At 74.0% G+C, this 16,818-nt stretch carries 14 protein-coding genes; 2 read left to right on the top strand and 12 right to left on the bottom strand.

Going from position 1 to position 16,818, the window contains the following annotated elements:
- Positions 1-91: 91 nt before the first annotated feature.
- A complete protein-coding gene (locus tag O4U47_RS07650; RefSeq protein ID WP_270676918.1) occupies positions 92-1,258 on the top strand; it encodes a sensor histidine kinase in 1,167 nt (388 codons plus the stop codon).
- Complete coding sequence (locus O4U47_RS07645) at positions 1,255-1,923, top strand: response regulator transcription factor (protein ID WP_333563636.1); 669 nt, start codon at positions 1,255-1,257, stop codon at positions 1,921-1,923. Before O4U47_RS07650 ends, O4U47_RS07645 begins: the two co-directional genes overlap by 4 nt.
- Positions 1,924-1,962: 39 nt before the next feature.
- Here the strand turns inward: O4U47_RS07645 and O4U47_RS07640 are convergent, their stop codons facing one another.
- The 12 genes from O4U47_RS07640 to O4U47_RS07585 form a co-directional block, all read right to left on the bottom strand.
- The gene (locus O4U47_RS07640) at positions 1,963-2,298 is read right to left on the bottom strand and encodes a hypothetical protein (RefSeq protein ID WP_270676949.1); all 336 of its coding nucleotides are present in this window, start codon (positions 2,296-2,298) and stop codon (positions 1,963-1,965) included.
- 33 nt (positions 2,299-2,331) lie between these two features.
- On the bottom strand, positions 2,332-4,293 hold the full coding sequence (locus O4U47_RS07635; RefSeq protein WP_270676917.1) for a TOMM precursor leader peptide-binding protein: 1,962 nt from the start codon (positions 4,291-4,293) through the stop codon (positions 2,332-2,334).
- Positions 4,286-6,115: a hypothetical protein gene (locus O4U47_RS07630; RefSeq protein WP_270676916.1), complete on the bottom strand. Its 1,830-nt coding sequence runs from the start codon at positions 6,113-6,115 to the stop codon at positions 4,286-4,288. Before O4U47_RS07630 ends, O4U47_RS07635 begins: the two co-directional genes overlap by 8 nt.
- The gene (locus tag O4U47_RS07625) at positions 6,112-7,494 is read right to left on the bottom strand and encodes a SagB/ThcOx family dehydrogenase (protein WP_270676915.1); all 1,383 of its coding nucleotides are present in this window, start codon (positions 7,492-7,494) and stop codon (positions 6,112-6,114) included. Before O4U47_RS07625 ends, O4U47_RS07630 begins: the two co-directional genes overlap by 4 nt.
- Entirely contained in the window at positions 7,491-8,549 is a 1,059-nt protein-coding gene (locus tag O4U47_RS07620) for a thiopeptide maturation pyridine synthase (protein ID WP_270676914.1), read from the bottom strand. Before O4U47_RS07620 ends, O4U47_RS07625 begins: the two co-directional genes overlap by 4 nt.
- Positions 8,515-9,531, bottom strand: a complete 1,017-nt coding sequence (locus O4U47_RS07615) for a thiopeptide-type bacteriocin biosynthesis protein (protein WP_270676913.1) — start codon at positions 9,529-9,531, stop codon at positions 8,515-8,517. The genes O4U47_RS07620 and O4U47_RS07615 overlap by 35 nt, the downstream gene beginning before the upstream one ends.
- The gene (locus tag O4U47_RS07610) at positions 9,524-12,250 is read right to left on the bottom strand and encodes a lantibiotic dehydratase (protein WP_270676912.1); all 2,727 of its coding nucleotides are present in this window, start codon (positions 12,248-12,250) and stop codon (positions 9,524-9,526) included. Before O4U47_RS07610 ends, O4U47_RS07615 begins: the two co-directional genes overlap by 8 nt.
- Before the next feature lie 98 nt (positions 12,251-12,348).
- Positions 12,349-12,528 carry a thiomuracin/GE37468 family thiazolyl RiPP peptide gene (locus O4U47_RS07605; RefSeq protein WP_017625652.1) on the bottom strand — a complete coding sequence of 60 codons (180 nt, stop codon included), beginning with the start codon at positions 12,526-12,528 and terminating at the stop codon, positions 12,349-12,351.
- Between the two features lie 323 nt (positions 12,529-12,851).
- Entirely contained in the window at positions 12,852-14,036 is a 1,185-nt protein-coding gene (locus tag O4U47_RS07600; RefSeq protein ID WP_270676911.1) for a cytochrome P450, read from the bottom strand.
- A gap of 112 nt (positions 14,037-14,148) precedes the next feature.
- The gene (locus tag O4U47_RS07595) at positions 14,149-14,817 is read right to left on the bottom strand and encodes a response regulator (protein ID WP_270676910.1); all 669 of its coding nucleotides are present in this window, start codon (positions 14,815-14,817) and stop codon (positions 14,149-14,151) included.
- Entirely contained in the window at positions 14,814-16,037 is a 1,224-nt protein-coding gene (locus O4U47_RS07590) for a sensor histidine kinase (RefSeq protein WP_270676909.1), read from the bottom strand. Before O4U47_RS07590 ends, O4U47_RS07595 begins: the two co-directional genes overlap by 4 nt.
- Complete coding sequence (locus O4U47_RS07585; RefSeq protein WP_270676908.1) at positions 16,037-16,699, bottom strand: hypothetical protein; 663 nt, start codon at positions 16,697-16,699, stop codon at positions 16,037-16,039. The genes O4U47_RS07590 and O4U47_RS07585 overlap by 1 nt, the downstream gene beginning before the upstream one ends.
- Positions 16,700-16,818 lie beyond the last annotated feature (119 nt).

Below are 16,818 nucleotides of genomic sequence, written 5' to 3'. Positions count from 1 at the left end.
AATCCCGGGCCCGGCCCCACGCTCCGGCCCGGTGAGCGGGAGGGGCGTGGTTGCATGGGGCCCGGCGGAACGGAGCGGAAGCAAGGTGGACATGGACGTCGGTCAGGGCGGCGGCCACGGCGGCGGCCTGTGGCCCCGGTTCCGGCTGGTCGCCCACGGCGTCCTGGGGGCGCTGTCGGTTCCGGTGCTGGGTCTCATGGCGCTCGGCGGCGCCCACGCGTGGCAGGTCGCGGCGGCGGCCCTGGCGGCGGTGGCATTGCACGCCTCGGTCGAGGCCGCCCTGCGCCGCCCCGCGGCCGGCTTCGCGCTCGCCTCTCAGGCCATGCTGGGGCTGGTGCTGACGCCGATGCCGGGGCGGACGCCGAGCGCACTGCCGTCGGCGGCGTGCTTCCTGGTGGTGCTGTGGCGGATCGCCGCGACGTCCCGCCGCCTGCGGGCGGCCGCGCTGCCGGTGGCCGCCGCCGGGGTCGTGATCAGCGGGTCCGCCTCGTGGACCCGGCTCCCCGGCGACATGCCCGCGTGGACACCGGCGGCCCAGGGGGTGTTCGAGCTGGGCGCCGTGGCCGCCGTGTGGGCGGGTGCGGTCGCCGCGGCCCGGCGCCGGGAGCGGGCCGCCCGGGCCGAACGGGAACGGGTGGAGGCGGCGCGGTCGGCCGAACGCGCGCGGATCCGCCGCGACCTGCACGACGTCATCGCGCACTCGATCACGGTCATGGTGGCGCGGGTCGACGCGGCCGCGGTGACGGCCGGCGACAAGGGCACGCGCGAGGAGCTGGAGGACGTGGCCGAGTCGGGCCGCGACGCGCTCGGGGCGCTGCGCGCCATGCTGGCCGTGCTGGACGCGGGGCGCCCGGACCGCGGGGAGGCGCCGCCGACCCTGGGGGCGCTGCCGGAGCTGGTGCGGGCGGCGACCACCCCGCTGCACCGGGTGGTGTTCGAGGAGGAGGGCGCGCGCACGGCGGTGGCGCTCGACGCCGAGGCGGCGATCGTCCGCGTGGCGCAGGAGGGGATCACCAACGCGTTCCGGCACCTGAGGCCGCCGGTGGCCGTAACGGTCCACCTCCAATGGCGGGAGACCGGCGTTCTCCTCCGGATCCGCGACGACGGCGGCCGGGGCGGGCTGGACACCGGTCCCGCGGGGACCGGCCTGGCGGGCGCCCGGGAGAGGGTGGAGGCCGCGGGCGGCGTGTTCTCGGCCGATCCGGAGGACTCCGGCTGGGTCCTGACGGCGCGGCTACCGACCAAGGAGCAGCGGTGAGACCGGTACGGGTACTCCTGGTGGACGACCAGGTGCCGCTGCGCCGCGCGCTGCGCACGGTGCTGTCGGCCGATCCGGGGATCGAGGTCGTCGGGGACGTGGGCGACGGGCGGGCGGCGATCGAGGCGGTGCGCTCCCGGGGCGTCGACGTGACGCTCATGGACATCCGCATGCCGGGGCTCGACGGTGTCGGCGCGACGAAGGAGGTCACGCGGCTGTCGCCGTCGACGCGGGTGCTGATCCTGACGACGTTCGACGCGGACGAGCTGGTGGCCGCGGCCGTGCGGGCCGGTGCGAGCGGTTACCTGACGAAGGACACGCGGCCGAGCGCGCTGCGGAAGGCCGTGCACGACGTCGCTGCGGGGACGTCGGCGCTGGCGCCGGGGGTGGCGGCCACGGTGATCGGCCTGCTGCGCGAGGCGCCGGTGCCCGAACGGGAAACGCAGGCCGACCCCCTCCACGATCTGACCCCGCGCGAGGTGGACGTCTTCACACTGATCGCGGCGGGCCGGTCGAACGCGGAGATCGGCGAGGAGCTGTTCTTGAGCCAGAACACGGTGAAGACCCATGTGCGGGCGGTCCTGACGAAGCTGGGGCTGCGGGACCGCGTGCACGTGGTGATCCACGCCTACGAACACGGCCTCATCCGCCGCCCGCCGGGGTGAGGGCGACGGTGATGGCCCGGCGACCGCACCTGTCGGGGGTCAGCGCTCCTGCATCGCCCGGCCCAAGTCGGCGAACGCCTGCCACGCATCGCCGTGCGCGGTGATCGCCTCGACCTCGAACACCGACTCCGACGTCGGCGGGTAGCCGATCAGCTCGATCGACTTGCTCGGCGCGGGTGGGCGGTTGCGCGCGATCGCCTCCGCGGAGTCCCACAGGTAGACGGCGCCCCAGATCTGCTGCGCGGGATGGGAGAACCACACCTTCAGGTGCATCCCGTCGACCTCGGAGAACGCTTCCACGGCGTAGTCGCGGAGATACTCCCGCAGCCCTTCCACGGTCCGCTCCGAGTCCCGCAGGTCCCAGGCGAGGATCATCACGTACACGGCGTACTCCGGCGTCGGTGGCGGTCAGGGGAACGGATGCGGGAACGGGTTGAGGTCCGCATCCTCCAGTGGGCGGGGCGTGTAGCCCAACCGGAAAGGCACGTCGCGCAGGCGGGGCAGCCCGTGGATCCGGCGGTAGGCGTGCCCGAACGTCATCGGCAGCATCCCGGGCACGAGCACCTTCACGCAGCTCAACCCGGCGCGGCGGTGCTCCGACGCGGTCTGGTCCACGGCGACCACGTCCAGCCCGTCGGCCAGCAGCCGTCCGGTCAGCGCGTGCAGGTCCTCGGTCAGGTCGGCACCGGCGATCGACGGCCACGTCCGCGTGCCGAACGACGCGTCGATCGGCACGCCGGGACGCGGTGTGGGTCCGGTAAGGAACCGCAGACGGTCGAACACCCGGGAGTCGGCGTACAGCAGACCGTGGTCGGCCATCTGCTGCACCTGCGCCGAATCCGCCACCATCGCCCCGACCCGCTCGGCCTCCCCGGGGTAGGTGCCGATCAGCCCGTCCAGGATCGGGCCGAGCTCGGCGAGCGCGCCCAGCACGGCCCGCTCCGGCTGCAGGTGCGCGCCGGCCGCGCAGGACACCCGCGGTCGGCTCTCGTCGTCGTCCGACCGGACCGCCATCGCCCACACGCTGGGGACACCGTGGTCGAGCGTCGTGTCGTACAGCGACACCGCGTAGCCCTGCTCGTGCCGGATCTGCTCGACCAGCAAGGGGATCGTGCGGTCGGCCGCCGAGAAGGGATCGACCTTGGGGACCGGCAGTCGCGCGTACCACGTCAGCAGGAACGCGTCCCGCTCCAGCACCTCGAGCAGGCCGTGCAGGATCGCCTCCTCCAGGCAGCTCCCGGTGGCGCCGCCGTTGGACGACTCGAGCACGAACATCGGATCGTGGCCGGACTCCTCGCCGATGCCGTAGTAGGCCAGCCGTTCGGGGACCAGGACCGGTCCGCGCCGGGCGAACGAGTACCCCTGCACCCAGCCGTACTCCCGGCCGGGGTCGAACGGCGTGCAGCGGAAGCCCTCCCGAGCGTAGGACTCCGGCGGGTGCAGGCCGATCGCCGAGACGTCGATCGCCCGCTCGGCGACCTCGTGGTAACTCGCGCGCACCACCTCGGGCCGGTCGCCCTGCCGCAGCCCGCCGTACCGTTCCAGCGCCTCGCAGATCGCGACCGTCTCGCTGGTCCGGAAGTCGCGGGTCCGCCCGTAGCCGGACTCGGTGCGCTTGGACCGGTGGTGATCGCGCAGCCGCATCGGCGCCCGTACCAGCGCCATCCCGGCCGTCGTTCCGTACTGCAGCTCGCGGATCAGGCCGGCCTCGGGCTCCACGAAGTGGGCGCGCAGGTCGGCGGGGTCGAGGTCGGGGCGCAGCCGGTAGGTGTGCGGGTCCGGCTTCGGCCGCGGTCGCGGCGCGGCCGGCCCGCCGGGTCCGACCGGGGGGACGTCGGGGGGCTCCGCGCAGTCCGGGCAGTGCGGGTCGGGCAGGAACGGATGCCGGGTCACTTCGAGCGTGCGCAGGTCGACGCGCAGGAACGCCTCCGCGGTGCGCGGGACCGCACCGGAGGCCACCCGCGCGGCTTCGGCGGCGACCAGTGCGGCCACGGTGTCGGCGGCGAGCGGGGTCAGCAGCGTCGACGGGGTGGCGGCCAGCGTGTCGCGGTGCGCGGTGAACGCGGCGAGCGTGCCGTCCGGATCGGTGGTCGCCCGGTGCCGCCGCGCCTGCGCACACCGCAGACAGCCGCCTGCGCCGGGCCGCTCGAGCGGGCCGACGACCACGGTGCCGAGCTCGGTGCGCACCGGGAGCCACGGCACCCCGTGGTCTCGGGCCCACCGCCGCAGCTCCTCGCCGTCGCGCCAGCAGTCGCTGACCGAGGCGGCGAGCTCCGGGGGCTCCGGGGCCGCCGACACGCGGACCGCGCCGGTCACGGCCGCGGCCAGCAGGCCGGTGCCCTCGACGCGTACCCCTGGGGAGTCAGCCATCGGCCAGCACCACCTGCAGCAGGTTCGGCATCCGTCGGATCACCTCGGGATCGTGGTCGAGCGGCACGACGACCGGATCGTGCCCGGTGGCCGCCACCGCGGCGGAGAGCCGGTCGAGCGTCAGCGGGGCGTCGTCCGGCCCGCGACGGAACGGGCCGCTCAGGTGCGGCGGCAGCGGGTCCAGGGTGGGCGGCGCGTACGCCGGTTCGGCGTGCCGCCTGGACTGGTAGCCGAGCAGCGACTGCTCGAGCGCGTCCCGGAGCGCCGCGCCGATCGACGTGCCGACGGCGCAGACGCCGACGGTGCCGCGTGGGCCCGAGCGGACCAGCACACCCGGTACGCCGAGCAGCCCGCCGAGGTCGAGCACGGTGACCGGGTCGCCGGTGGCGTGCAGCAGCGCGCGGTAGCGGTCGCCGAGCGGGTCCAGCTCCATGTCGTCCAGCGCGAGCGACGGCAGCGGCTCGCGCACGGAGCGGAGGGCGGCGACGGCCAGCGCGCGGCAGTGGTCCAGCAACCCCTTCTCGACCGCGTGTTCCCAGCTGTATCCGGCGGCGGCGCCGAGCACCGGCCAGGTCCGGACCGCGCCGTCCAGCACGGGGAACGCCTGCCGTGCGGGCACGTCCCGCGGAGTACCGTCGAGGAGCCGGACGCCGCGCACCGTCCCGCCCGACAGTCGGCGCGGGTCCACCGCGAGCGAGCCGTAGACCGCGTATCCGCGCAGCGCGGCGTCGTAGCGGGCCGCCGCGAAGTCCGGCCCCGCGCCGACCACGCGCACCGGACCACCGGCGAGCGCCATCGGATCGGCGACCACGGCCTCACTGACGTGCACGGGGAACTGCGCGTAGCCGCGCTGGGCGATCTCGGCGAACACGCCGGTGTGGTCGTCGACCAAGGGAGCGGTGCGCCGGGACAGCTCGTCCTCGGTCAGCCGTTCCCCGGTCGGCGCCGCGCCGTCGCCGGGCGGGGGCGGGCCCGCGGGCGGCGGGAGCTCCAGCGGGTGCGACAGGAAGGCGTGGTGGGCGGTCTCCAGGTCGGCGTACCGGATGCTCGTCAGCCGGTCGCGCTCGGCATCGTCGGCGAGGCCGGTGGCGGCCCGGAACACCCGCTGCACCAGCTGGTTCGCGATCACCGTGAGGTGCTCGGCGGGCGGCGGAGGGGCGCCCGCGGGTACGGGCTCGGGCCGCAGCGCCGCCAGCCGTCGCCAGCCACTGGCCCCGTCCACGGCCGCGCTCGCGACCGGGCCGAGGACGGCGCGGTCGCCCAGGTGCGCGGCGTACCCGAGCAGCGAACCGGCGCGGCGTTCACGCACCCGGCGCGCCGGCGGGAGGTCCAGCCCGTCGGAGACCAGCAGCACGATGTCGCTGGCGTCCCCGTCGGGCGGCTCGGCGTCCGCCGAGACGACGCTCGCGGCTCCGGACCGCTCGCAGGCCCAGGCGACGGCGCCCGCCAACGGGCCCTCGCCGACCACGAGGACCGTGCGCCGCCGGTGGTCACGGAACGCGGCGTCCGGGGACTCGCGGAAGTACCCGAGGTAGCGCTCCTCCGGGGTGGCACCCCCGACGGAGGGCCCCTCCTCCAGTTCGCGCAGTACCCCCGCCTCGACCAGCGCTCCCACGACCCGCTCCAGCATCGGCCGGTGCCGTTCGTCCAGCCGGGCGGCCAGGTCCTCGAGGCCGAACCGCCCGTCCAGGAAGGGCTCCAGCCGATCCAGCCACGCCGCGATCGAGGTGCCCTCGAACGACACCGGCCCGTGGTGGGTCAGGAAGGCCAGCCCGGTCGGCGTGGTCGCGCGGTAGACGTCGTGGCGCAGCACCAGCCTCATGCGCGGCTCCGATCCGTGCCGGGCCGGGTGCCGAGCATGAACTCCCCGACCGTGCCCTCGGCCAGCGGGTCGATGCCGGTGGCGGCGGCGAACTCCTCGGAGTCGCCGGTGCCGACCGCGCACGCCGCCAGCCCCATCGCGGTGGCCGCCAGGTACATCACCTGGAACAGCACGCCGACGTGCTTGAGGATCAGCGCGTAACCGAACGCCTCGTACTTCCACATCACCCGCCCGAACCGCGCGGTGACCAGCATCAGCACCTGCGGCGGCGCGGGGATGCCCTGCAGCGCCTGGTTGACCCCGGTGATCCGGCGCAGCGCGGCCGGGTCGGCGGCGACGCGCTCCAACCGGTGGCCGTCCTGGTCGTACCGGTACAGGCCCGGATCGAGCCCGTCCACCCGGCGGACCAGGGGGTACAGCTCCAGTTCGTAGGACGCTCCGCCGGACGGGTACGGCCGCCCCAGGAACTCCGTGCCGTCCTGCTTGACCTTCGCCCGGGTGCTCGCGCACCGGTACAGGAACTCGGCCAGCTGCCGTTCGGAGAGCGGATGCTCGTCGTCGTACGCGCGCTCGGAGGTCCGGTCCTCCAGCACCGCGGTCAGCGGCGGGTCGGTCGCGCGCAGGGCATCGAGGTCGGGGCGGTACAGCTCGATGCCCGGCCCGGCCGGCCTGCGCAGCGGGGGAAGCGGGTCGGCGACGCCCTCGAACCGCGCCGTCTTGCCGATGTCCTCGCCGAGCGTCCGCCGCCCGCCCAGCCTGCTGTGCGTGTGGAACCACAGCTCGTGCGGGCTCCACTGCCGCAGCCGCAAGTCGTCGGGCGCGTGGTCGGCCTCCGCATCGAGGACGCCGGCGTGCGCGAGGTCGTCGAGGAACCGGCCGACGACGGCGGCGTCGAGGTCCTTGTCCAGCTCGGCCGCGTCGGCGCCCCCTGCCAGCCGGCTCACGATCGCGACCGCCCGCGGGTCGTGCAGGCGTACGTCGTGGGCCGCGCCGGGCACCGCGAGCACCAGCTCACCGGCGTCCGGTGCCAGCACGGCATGGCGGGACAGGCGCGCGGGCGACGGCGGGGCCGGACGATCCCGCCCGGGCGCGCGCAGCGGCTCCAACGTGTAGAGCGGGGCGCCGGAGGCGGCGACGGTGACGCGCAGCCAACCGGTGTGCCGCAGCCGGTCCACCAGCCCGGTGCCGTCGAGCTCGTCGAGCTCTTCGAGGCCGCATCGCCCACCGGACAGGCGGTCCAGCGCGCTCCGCTGCTCGGGGGACAGGGCGCCGAGCGGCTCGACGCGCGGCCAGCGGACCAGGTGCACCCGGCCGGACTCCGAGGTCGCCGCGTGCACGCCGGTGCGCAGGGTGAACAGCTCGGCGACGGCGCCGCTCATCCGCCGCCCCCGGAGATCACCTCGACGGACGTCCTGCCGTAGTGGCGCTCGGCGGTGTTCGCCGCGAAGTGGCAGAGGGCGTGGCGTTCGATGGGGCTGATCCCGAGCCGGGTCAGTTGGAGGTAGGCGTAGTTGATCAGCTGCCGGAAGACCGAGAAGTCGTCGCCGCGCATCCGCTCCATCGCCGCGGGGTTGGCGACCAGCGCGCGGTGGAAGTCGCTGGACAGGTCCTCGAACTTGCGGGGCTCCACCGACGGCAGGTAGAGGCGGCCCTCCTCGAGCAGGGTGCGGACCGCCGCCTCGATCGGGCGCAGCGTGTCCACCCAGCGGCGGACGAACGGCACCGACGTGCGGGTGCCGTCGAGGGTGGCCAGCACCTCGGTGAGCTCGGCGGCGAAGTGGTCGGCGTTGCGGGCGTACTGCGCGTCCCACTCGCGACGGCTCTCCGCACCACCGGGCGCCGCGTGCAGGAACGCCTCCGTGTGCGAGCGGAACGTCACGAAGTCCCGCTCCAGCCCGTCGGCGGAGAACGCCTCCACCGTTGCGAGCAGCAGCGCGAACGCGAGCCGCCGCCGCTGCGCGGGGTTCGGGGTGGCGGCGAGCACGTCGAAGGTCAGCGGCGTGGTGGCGACGTAGAAGCGGGCCAGCATCTCGGCGGTGTCGACGTTGTCGTGCACCTGCAGGCGCTCGTCGTACGTCTCGGGGACGATCGTGTTGTTCGGCGGCCACGGGCCCAGGGGGCCGTGCTCTCCTTCGAGGGCCGCCAACCGCTCGTGCAGCGGGAGGATCGCGGCCGGATCCAGCTCGGTCGTGGAGGGGTGCGCGCGCAGGAACCCGCCCACGATCTCGTCGGTGGCGGGCAGCACCAGCCGGTCGTAGGTCGCGTCGTCGGCGCGCACGTGCAGGCGCAGGTGCGGACCGAGCCGCCAGTGCGGGACGAAGTAGGCCTCGGGCACGTCCTCGGCGAGCCGCTCGAACAGCGGACGGACCCCCTCCAGGATCAGCCGGTCCCGGTCGTCGTCATGGTAGTAGACGTGAATCGCCCGCCACGGCATGCCTCTCCCCCTCTTCCCCCTCTGTGTCGCGCACCGCGCGCATCGCGAGCACGCGGACATAGCTCTCGTCGGCCAGCGACAGCCCGATCCGGTTGCAGAACAGGTGCGCGCAGATGTCGATGACGGGCAGCACGCTGACCGGCGTACCGGGCGGCAGCGGACCGGCGCCCTCCCACGCCTGGGCCGGGGGGACGAACCGGCCGGCCGCGGCCTCGGCGGTCAGCACCCGCTTCAGCCGGTCGATGGACCCCGTCCAGTCGGCGAGGTCGCCGCGCCCCTGCCGCCCGGCCACCGCCCGCAGCCGACCGGTCAGCGCGGTCAGCGTGGGCCGCTGCCGCTGCCATCGCCGTTCCAGCTCCGCCGGATCCAGTTCGCCGCCGATCGGGATGCGGGTGTCCATCTCCGCCCATGCGGACCGCCACGCCGGATCGTCGCGGAAGCTCAACCAGGCGAGCACCAGCAGCGAGTACGCCGCGGTGAACCGCTGATCGGCGTCCAGACCTCCCGCGAGCAGCCGCAGCGCCAACCGGCTGGACTCGGCGAAGTGCCGCTCGACCGCCGCCATCGCCGCCCCGGTGCCGAACCGGTGCCGCTCGCGCACGTAGGGCCGGAACTCGACGGAGTTGTTGGGGCGCAGTTCGGCGTACGCCTCAAGCCCTTCCCAACCGGCGATCTGGGCCGCCGAGCGCTGGTAGTCCGCCTGCTCCATCCGGTCGGCGGCCGGACGCGCGGCGAGGTACCGCTCGAACCGGCCGCGCACCAGTTCCCCGACCTCGGCGCGCGCGGACGCGTCCCGGGGCAGGACCCGGAACCGCAGGTGCGGCCCGCCGTCCCAGTAGCGCAGGAAGAACCACTCGTCGGCGAGCCCGCGCTCCCGCAGCTCGGCGGCCAACGGCGCGACGGCATCGACCAGCAGGGGATCGAGCCGGTCGTGGTAGAAGACGTGCGCCGCGACCCAGTCGGCCTCGGTGTGCTCAGCCATCGGCGCCCCGTTCGGAGTCTCGCTCGGGGTCTCGCTCGGGGATCTCCACGATGAACTCGGCGACCCGCTGCTCCCCGTCGTACGCGGTCGGCGCGTCGCCCGGCTCCGGCAGCGCCTCCTCGATCAGGAGTACGGCGGTGTCCGGGTCGGCCGCCAACTGGTCGAACAGCTCGACCAGGAAGACGTTCGCGGCGTCGACGTACAGCGGCTTGCGGGACTTCCGGAACGCCCAGTAGGGCAGCGATTCCGCGGCCAGCTCCTGGTCGAACAGCGCGGCGCCGAGCGCGCGGACGAAGCAGGTGCGCGGCATGCCGTGCTCGTGCAGCCAGCCGAGCAGCCGGTAGAGGTGGTCGGCCGGGCGCTCCCCCGGGCCGCGGACCGGGGCGTGGCCGGCGGGCACCAGCCAACTGGCGCGGCGGAGGACGACGTGGCCCAACCGCAGCCGCGGCTGGTGGACGAGCCGGTCCGGGACCCCGGTCTCGGCCAGGTCGCTCAACAGCGTGACCGCGGGGTGCTTGAGGTAGCTGCCGCCGAACACGTGCGTGAGCAGGCGGGCGACCGGGGGCAGCAGCGAGTCGGCCATCGTTCCCAGGTGCAGCGGCGTCAGCGGGCGGCCGAGCGACTCCGACTCCAGCCGGGGCAGCTCCCGCTCGGCGTCGAGGGTGACGACCAGATCGTGCGGAGCGACCCGCGCGTGTTCCGGGGCGGCGGTCACCACGCCGGGGTAGTCGAGCTCCCGGTCGGCGGTCGGCCGTTTCCGGTTCAGCCCCGATCCGAACGCGCCCGCGAGCTCGACGGTCAGCGCGCCGTCCTCGGCGGCGGTGACGCCGATCGGTTCCGGCTGGGCACCGGCCGTCTCCAGCTGGCGGCACAGCCGGTTGCGGCCGCGGCCGAAGCCGGTGGCGGCGGCGTTCAGCACCAGGTGGGCGGGGTCGCCGGTGGTACGGCCGGGCAGTCGCTGGACGAAGCACATCAGCGAGCGCGGCGGCCGGATCCAGGCGGGCCAGCCGTCGGCCATCGCGGCGATCCGCGCGGGGTCGGCGTACACTTCGCCGCCGCTCCCGCCCTCGGTGAGCAGGGCGCGCGCGGCCGTGTCCTGCAGACGGTAGAGCTCACGCACCCGGTCCAGCCCGCTGGACCGGCGCAGCAGCGGGTTCGTGGTGAACGCGAGCTCCATCGCGGCCCGCAGCTCGTCGGCGTACGGCCCGCCTCCGTCGATCTCCTCGTGGATCGCGCGCTGCAGGTCGACCACCGGCAGGCGGCAGCCGGGCCCGAACCGCGCGGCCAGGAACGAGCCGAGCACCAACCGCAGCGGCGCGACCGGGTCGTGGACGGCCAACCAGCGGCGGACGACGTCGAGGTCGTCCAGCGCCGACCGCCACTCCGGCAGCGCGCACTCCGCGGGTACGCCGGTGTGGACGGCGTTCTCGTGCAGGGTGATCCGGTCCTCGGGCCGCTCCTCCGCGGCCGCCGCGGCCCCGGTCGCCTCCCGTACGGCGTCGGTGAGCGCGGCGACGGTGTCACGGACCGCGCGCGCCCGGGCCGTGCCGGCGTCGAGGTCGGCGGGCGGGACCGTCCGGCTCAGTTCGATGTCGAGCGTGCCCGCCAGCTTCCGGCACGCGTCGAACCCGTCCGGCGCGACGCCTTCAAGCCAGTCGGCCAGCTTCGCGAACGGCCGCTCCGCCTGGTCGGCGACCGGCATCTGCGCTTCCAACAGCCCGCCCGCGCGGAGCTTGTCGATGTACCGGCGGATCGCGTCGGGGTTCCCGCCCGAGCGGCCGAGGTGCGCGCACAGCTCCGAGACCGTGAGCGGCCCGTGCTCACCGACGGCCCGGAGGACCGCGGCAACCGTCGCCGACGCGGGGAGAGAGACGATCGGCTCGTCCCGGCTCGGCGCGAGGAACCGCACCACGCCGTCGCGTTCGGACGCGCTCGGATTCACCCGTACGGCGAGCTCGCCCGTCAGCCGCGGGTCGTGCGCGAGCGCGTCGCGGACCCGCTCGAAGACGAGCCGGTCGGTTTCGAGCAGCACCCGCGCCTCGCCGGGATCCGGGTAGCGCGTCGCCGGCCGATCGGTCCACCGGCCGAGGCCGCTGATCGTGAACGTGCTGTAGGGACTGGTCTTCGCGGCTGCGCGCGCGACGTACTTCACCAGCCGGCCGATGCTCTTTCGCCGCGGTCGGCGCCCGGGGTCGGCCTGCCATTTCCGCAGCACCGCGTACAGCGACGGGCTGGACAGGGAGAGCGCGTGCAGGAACAGCGGGTCCGCGGTGACGTCCCGAAGCCGGTTCCGGGCCGCGCGGGTCTCCGCCTCGAGCATGTCGTGCGCGTCGGCGAGGTGCGCGTGGTGGGCGCGCAGGCGGGTCACCCAGTCCTCGACCCGGTCGCGCAGCCCGTCCGGCAGCAGCGCCGCGATGTCGTCGTTCCACTCGCGTCCGCCGGGCACCCGGGTCTGGAACACGGCCCGGCGCAGGCCCACGAGTCCGGGCCTCGCGGCCGGATCGCTCAGGCCGCCGATCACCGGGTACAGCTCGTCCGACAGCAGTGCGCCCCGCTCGGTGAGCCGCTCGTGATCGGCGCGGCACGCGTCGAGCAGCGCGAGCGACTCGGTGCATCTCAGCTCGGAGAGCGCGGACAGCGGGAGGCCTGCGATGCGGACGGCGGGCGGGGCCGCCGCACCGGGCAGGCCGCGGTGCGGACCGGGATCGGTTGCTGGCAAGTCGGCTCTCGTCCCTCTCCTGCTGGGAGCCTGGGAGCCCACGCCGGTGGGGCCGCTGCCGACCCCACCGGCGTGGGCGGATCACGCGCGGGTCGTCATCAGGAACAGGAGCAGCAGGAGCCCTGATCCAGGCTGCAGCACGACGCGCCGTTCTCCGGGAGACCGTGTCCGGCGGTCAGGGACTCGACGGTGAGGCCCTTCGACGTCAGCGAGAACACGTCCATGGGCAGGTCGTCGACCTCGAAGTCCACTTGGTCCGGGCTGTCAGGGGACTGCATTGACCACTCCTTTTGCCGGCACTCTCTGGCAACCGCACGCCGCGCTTGGAAAGAAAGGATGGGATACCGATCGGCCGCGAAGGGCGCGGCATTCGATGGCACGGGAACATAATGCGCCAAGGAAAGCGCGGAACGCCTTTCTCAGCCCCCCTCCGCCCCTCGAACCGCCGCCTGCGGGCCGCCGGACCTCGCATGCTGCAGGATCCAGCGTTGGGCGGGAGCGTAAGCGAGATGCGGACGATTCGTCAATACCGGAAAATTGCCCCACATGTCCGGCGCGCGGGGGCGCGACGGGCCCGGGGCGGGCGCCTCCAGGTCAGGCGCTACCAGGCCACCGGAAGCCCGGTCGAGCCGACCGCGAGCCTGGGATCGCGGGACCGGATCCCGCCCGCCGGCACGGCGAGGCGCATGGCCGGAAAACGCCCGATCAGGGTGCGGAAGAGAATGCACAGCTGCATGCGGGCCAGCGGCGCGCCCAGACAATAATGCGCACCGGCGCCGAAGATCAGCGGGGTCTTTCCGGTTCGGTGCACGTCGAGCCGGTCCGGCTCGGCGATGTGCCGCTCATCATGGCTTGCCGCGTGAATGTCGAGCAGCACCAGCTCACCTTTCCGGATCGTGGTCCCGTCGACGGTGACGTCGGTGCCGGCCCAGCGGGGAATCCCGAACGGCGTCCGTGTTCCGGCGGCCGTGATCGCCGAGAGCCGGAGCAGCTCCTCCACGGCGTTCTCGACCAGCTCGGGGGACTCGCGCACCGCGGCCCACTGGTCGGCGTCGGCCGACAGCCTCACCAGCGAGTCGTCGATCGCGTCCATCGTCGGACCCACGCCCGCGAGCAGGATCAGGCAGGCCGCCCCGGTCAGCCGCTCCATCGTCCAGTGTTCGGGGTCCTCGGTGTGCGCGGCCGCGAGATCGGTCGGCACATCACCACGCGGCTCGGCGATCCGCCGCCGCACGAGCGTTGCGACGTACGGCGAAAGGCCGGTGATCCCGCGCACCATCCGGTCGGGATCGTGGTCGCTGATCGCGTCGTGCAGCCATCCGTCGAAATCCCCGCCCTCGTCGTCGGGGACGCCGAACAGCTCGCGCAGCACCAGCGGCGGCAGCGGAGCCGACACCAGGCGGTGGAAGTCGGCGTGCCGCGGGGCCGCGGCGAGGTCGTCGAGCAGGCCGTCCACGATCTCCTGGATCCGCGGCCGCAGGCCCGCGAGCCGGCGCGCGGACATCGAGCGGCCGACCAGCCTCCGCATCCGCAGGTGGTCCTCCGCGGCGTCGGGCGTCCACTGCTGCGGCGGGCCGAAGGGGCCGGACGCGAAGCAGCGCGGCGCGCCCGCCGGATCCTCGTGGTAGACGTCCAGGCGCGGATCGGTGAGCAGCCGCCGCACCGTGCCGTGGTCGCTGACCAGCCAGGCCGGATGGCCGCTCGCGGTGGTGGTGAGCCGGACCTCGCCGTGTGCCATCGCGCCGCCTTCGGAGCCGAGGAGAACCCGAAACAGGACCGCCGCCACCCAACCAGGCGGGCCGAGGACCCGCAAGCGGTCGGCGTCGCCGACGCGGCGACGGAGATTGTCCGCCCGCCGAGGGGCCCACGATCCTCCAAGAGGTCACGACCGACAGACTCTAGTCCGAGGGTCGTGCGATCCCGTGCTCCCATGCCCAGGCGGCGATTCCGACGCGGTTGCGTACACCGAGCTTGGCGACCATGTTGGAGATGTGGGTCTTGACCGTTCCGGTCGAGATGTACAGCTCCTCGGCGATGTCCGCATTGGTCCGACCGTGTGCGACGAGCCGGGCGACCTCGCACTCCCGGGTGCTCAACGCCGCCACGGATGCGCGGGAGGCCGCATTCCGCGAGACCGCGGTGTGGCGGAGGAGCCGAACCGTGATCTGCGGGCTGACCAGCATGTCGCCGTTGACCGCTGCCCTGACCGCCTCGGTGAGCAGGGTGGGCCCGGACCGTTTCAGCAGGAAGCCGCACGCTCCGATCGCCAGCGCCTCGGCGACGTACTCGTCGAGGTCGAAGGTGGTCACGACGATCACCTTGCACGCCGCGGTGCGCTCGTCCGCCATCAGCGTACGGGTGACTTCGAGACCGTCCATCTCCGGCATCCGGACGTCCATCAACACCACATCGGGCACCAGATGACGCACCGTGTCAAGGGCTCCCGCTCCGTCGGCGGCCTCACCGATCACGCGCATGTCCGGTTGCGAGTCGATGACCAGCCGGAACGAGCTGCGGATGTCGCGCTGGTCGTCGGCGATCACCACGCGTGTCCGAGGCGTCGTCACGAGTCACTCCTTGGGTCGGTCGCGGGCAGTGTGGCCTCCAGCCGCCACCGCCCCTCGTCGTCGCGCCCGGCCTCGAGCCGGCCGCCGACCGCCTGCAGCCGCTCCTCGAGCGTGACCAGGCCGGTCCCGCCCCGGGAGGGCGGCTTCCAGCCGGGCGGGCGGGAAACGGGTGGGACCTCGTTCAGGACCAGCACGGACAGGGTGCCGTCCGGTGCACACCCGACGCGGACCGTGACCGGACGACCGGGAGCGCCGTGGCGGCGTACGTTGGTCAGGCCCTCGACCACGACGCGGTATGCCGCGGCCTGGACCTCCCGGGAGGTTCGTGCCGACAGGTCATCGTCGAACTCGACCCGAACCGGGGCGTCCGGTGGGCGCTCGACCCGAAACCGTTCCACGAGTCGTGGAACGTCGGAGATCCCGCGCGTCGACAGTGGCGCGGCATTGTCCTCGTGCAGCCCCTGGACGAACCCGTCCATCGTGTCGAGTGCGGCGGTGCCCACTTCCTCGATCCGGGCGAGGGCACCCCGGAGGTGCTCGGCATCGTCGGGTCGGGCGAACTGCGCCGACTGGGCCTGCGCCACGATGCCGGTCAGGTCGTGTGCCACGTAGTCGTGAAGATCCTGGGCGAGCTCCAGCCGCTGGTCGCGGCGCACTGCGGCTATCAGCTCAGCCCTGCGGTGAGCGAGGTGGCGCGGTACACCACCGGCGAGCACGGCGAGGCTCGGGAAGAACGCCGACGCGGCGAAGTGTCCGATGACGATGAAGAGGTCACTCACGGACGTGATCGGCCACGGGCTGAGCTCCGGCTCCGGAGGCGGTGCGTAGTCGAGCAGCCGCAGCGTCCATGCGACACAGGCGATCCACACGACGGCCCCGGAGGCCACTGCCGACCGGAGCGGGTCCATCCAGCGCGCTACGGCCGCCAACAACAGGTAGAGGGCGATCAACTCGGCCGGCGCGATGTTGATCCCGGGCCCGTAGACCACGGTGTCGGTGATGGAAGCGTACGCCGTGACGGCAAGCGAGACACCCCCCGCCGCGACCGCGACACGATGGAGATGTCTCCGGCCGACCGGCCAGCTCACGATCACCGCCATCACCGAGCACACCGCTACGGCCGCGGAGATGCCGACCGGCCCGGCTTGATCGTGGAGCGCGAACGCGCCCGGCACCGCCAGCAGAGCGACCCCGAGGAACAGCACGGAACGGACGGGCATCACCTCAGCGTATACGCGGATCCGCGGCCGGAACCGCCGGTCAGGCGGGCGTAGGAGGTCGATGCGACCAGGAGTCCGAGCCCCCATGCCGTGTACCCGCCGACCATGAGCACGACGGGGCGATCGATCGGCTGCAAGCCGGTGACGATCGCCCCGAACCCGCCGATGCCGAAGTAGGCGACGAGTCCGGCCCCCATGAAGAGCCCGGGGCCGAGCACCAGCCACCGGGGGACGTCGCGTCCGGCCAGAGGCCCGGTCCAACGGGGCCAGATCCGGCCCCAGCGGTGCACCAGCGCCATCGGCAGCACGGTGCCCGACGTCAACAAGAGCACGACGAACACCCGGAAGCCGACACTCTCCCCGGACCAGGTATCGATCAACGACGGCAGATACGGCAGGGCGCGCGCGCTGGTGCCCGCGAGGACCAGGTAGCCGCCGGCGAAACCCCACCACGGGGTGGTCGCGGAACGTCCGGGGCGGGGTCGCCGCGGTCGTCGCCCGCGGAACTCGCCGAGCGCGGTCGAAACGGCGAGCGCGCCGCCGATCACCCCCCAACCCCGCACGAGGAGCAGGCCCACCTCCGCGCCGCTCATCGGCACACCGAACGGGATCAGCAGCGCCATGGCGAGTCCGATCCAGAACAGCATGCAGTAGCCGATCATCCCGGCACCGCCGAGCCCTGCCAGGCCGACCCACGGCCAACGCGGGGCCTGCCTTGGTCGACGCCCCCGGGACACGGCCAGGCCGGCGGCCCCGGCGGCCGCGGCGCCAGACGGCACGA

Origin of the sequence: Nocardiopsis suaedae, from assembly GCF_027706745.1 — a bacterium.
In the GTDB taxonomy this organism is placed as follows: domain Bacteria; phylum Actinomycetota; class Actinomycetes; order Streptosporangiales; family Streptosporangiaceae; genus Nocardiopsis_A; species Nocardiopsis_A suaedae.
The sequence above is the reverse complement of the archived record's forward strand: the minus strand, read 5'-3'. Positions and strand labels throughout refer to the sequence as shown.

Excerpts from the sequence above, each read along its gene's own strand:
- O4U47_RS07615 (WP_270676913.1), bottom strand. The coding sequence starts at position 9,531 with ATGGCTGAGCACACCGAGGCCGACTGGGTCGCGGCGCACGTCTTCTAC.
- O4U47_RS07630 (WP_270676916.1), bottom strand. The coding sequence starts at position 6,115 with ATGAGGCTGGTGCTGCGCCACGACGTCTACCGCGCGACCACGCCGACC.
- O4U47_RS07635 (WP_270676917.1), bottom strand. The coding sequence starts at position 4,293 with ATGGCTGACTCCCCAGGGGTACGCGTCGAGGGCACCGGCCTGCTGGCC.
- O4U47_RS07605 (WP_017625652.1), bottom strand. The coding sequence starts at position 12,528 with ATGCAGTCCCCTGACAGCCCGGACCAAGTGGACTTCGAGGTCGACGAC.
- O4U47_RS07585 (WP_270676908.1), bottom strand. The coding sequence starts at position 16,699 with ATGATCGGCTACTGCATGCTGTTCTGGATCGGACTCGCCATGGCGCTG.
- O4U47_RS07650 (WP_270676918.1), top strand. The coding sequence starts at position 92 with ATGGACGTCGGTCAGGGCGGCGGCCACGGCGGCGGCCTGTGGCCCCGG.
- O4U47_RS07620 (WP_270676914.1), bottom strand. The coding sequence starts at position 8,549 with ATGCCGTGGCGGGCGATTCACGTCTACTACCATGACGACGACCGGGAC.
- O4U47_RS07640 (WP_270676949.1), bottom strand. The coding sequence starts at position 2,298 with ATGATCCTCGCCTGGGACCTGCGGGACTCGGAGCGGACCGTGGAAGGG.
- O4U47_RS07590 (WP_270676909.1), bottom strand. The coding sequence starts at position 16,037 with ATGCCCGTCCGTTCCGTGCTGTTCCTCGGGGTCGCTCTGCTGGCGGTG.
- O4U47_RS07625 (WP_270676915.1), bottom strand. The coding sequence starts at position 7,494 with ATGAGCGGCGCCGTCGCCGAGCTGTTCACCCTGCGCACCGGCGTGCAC.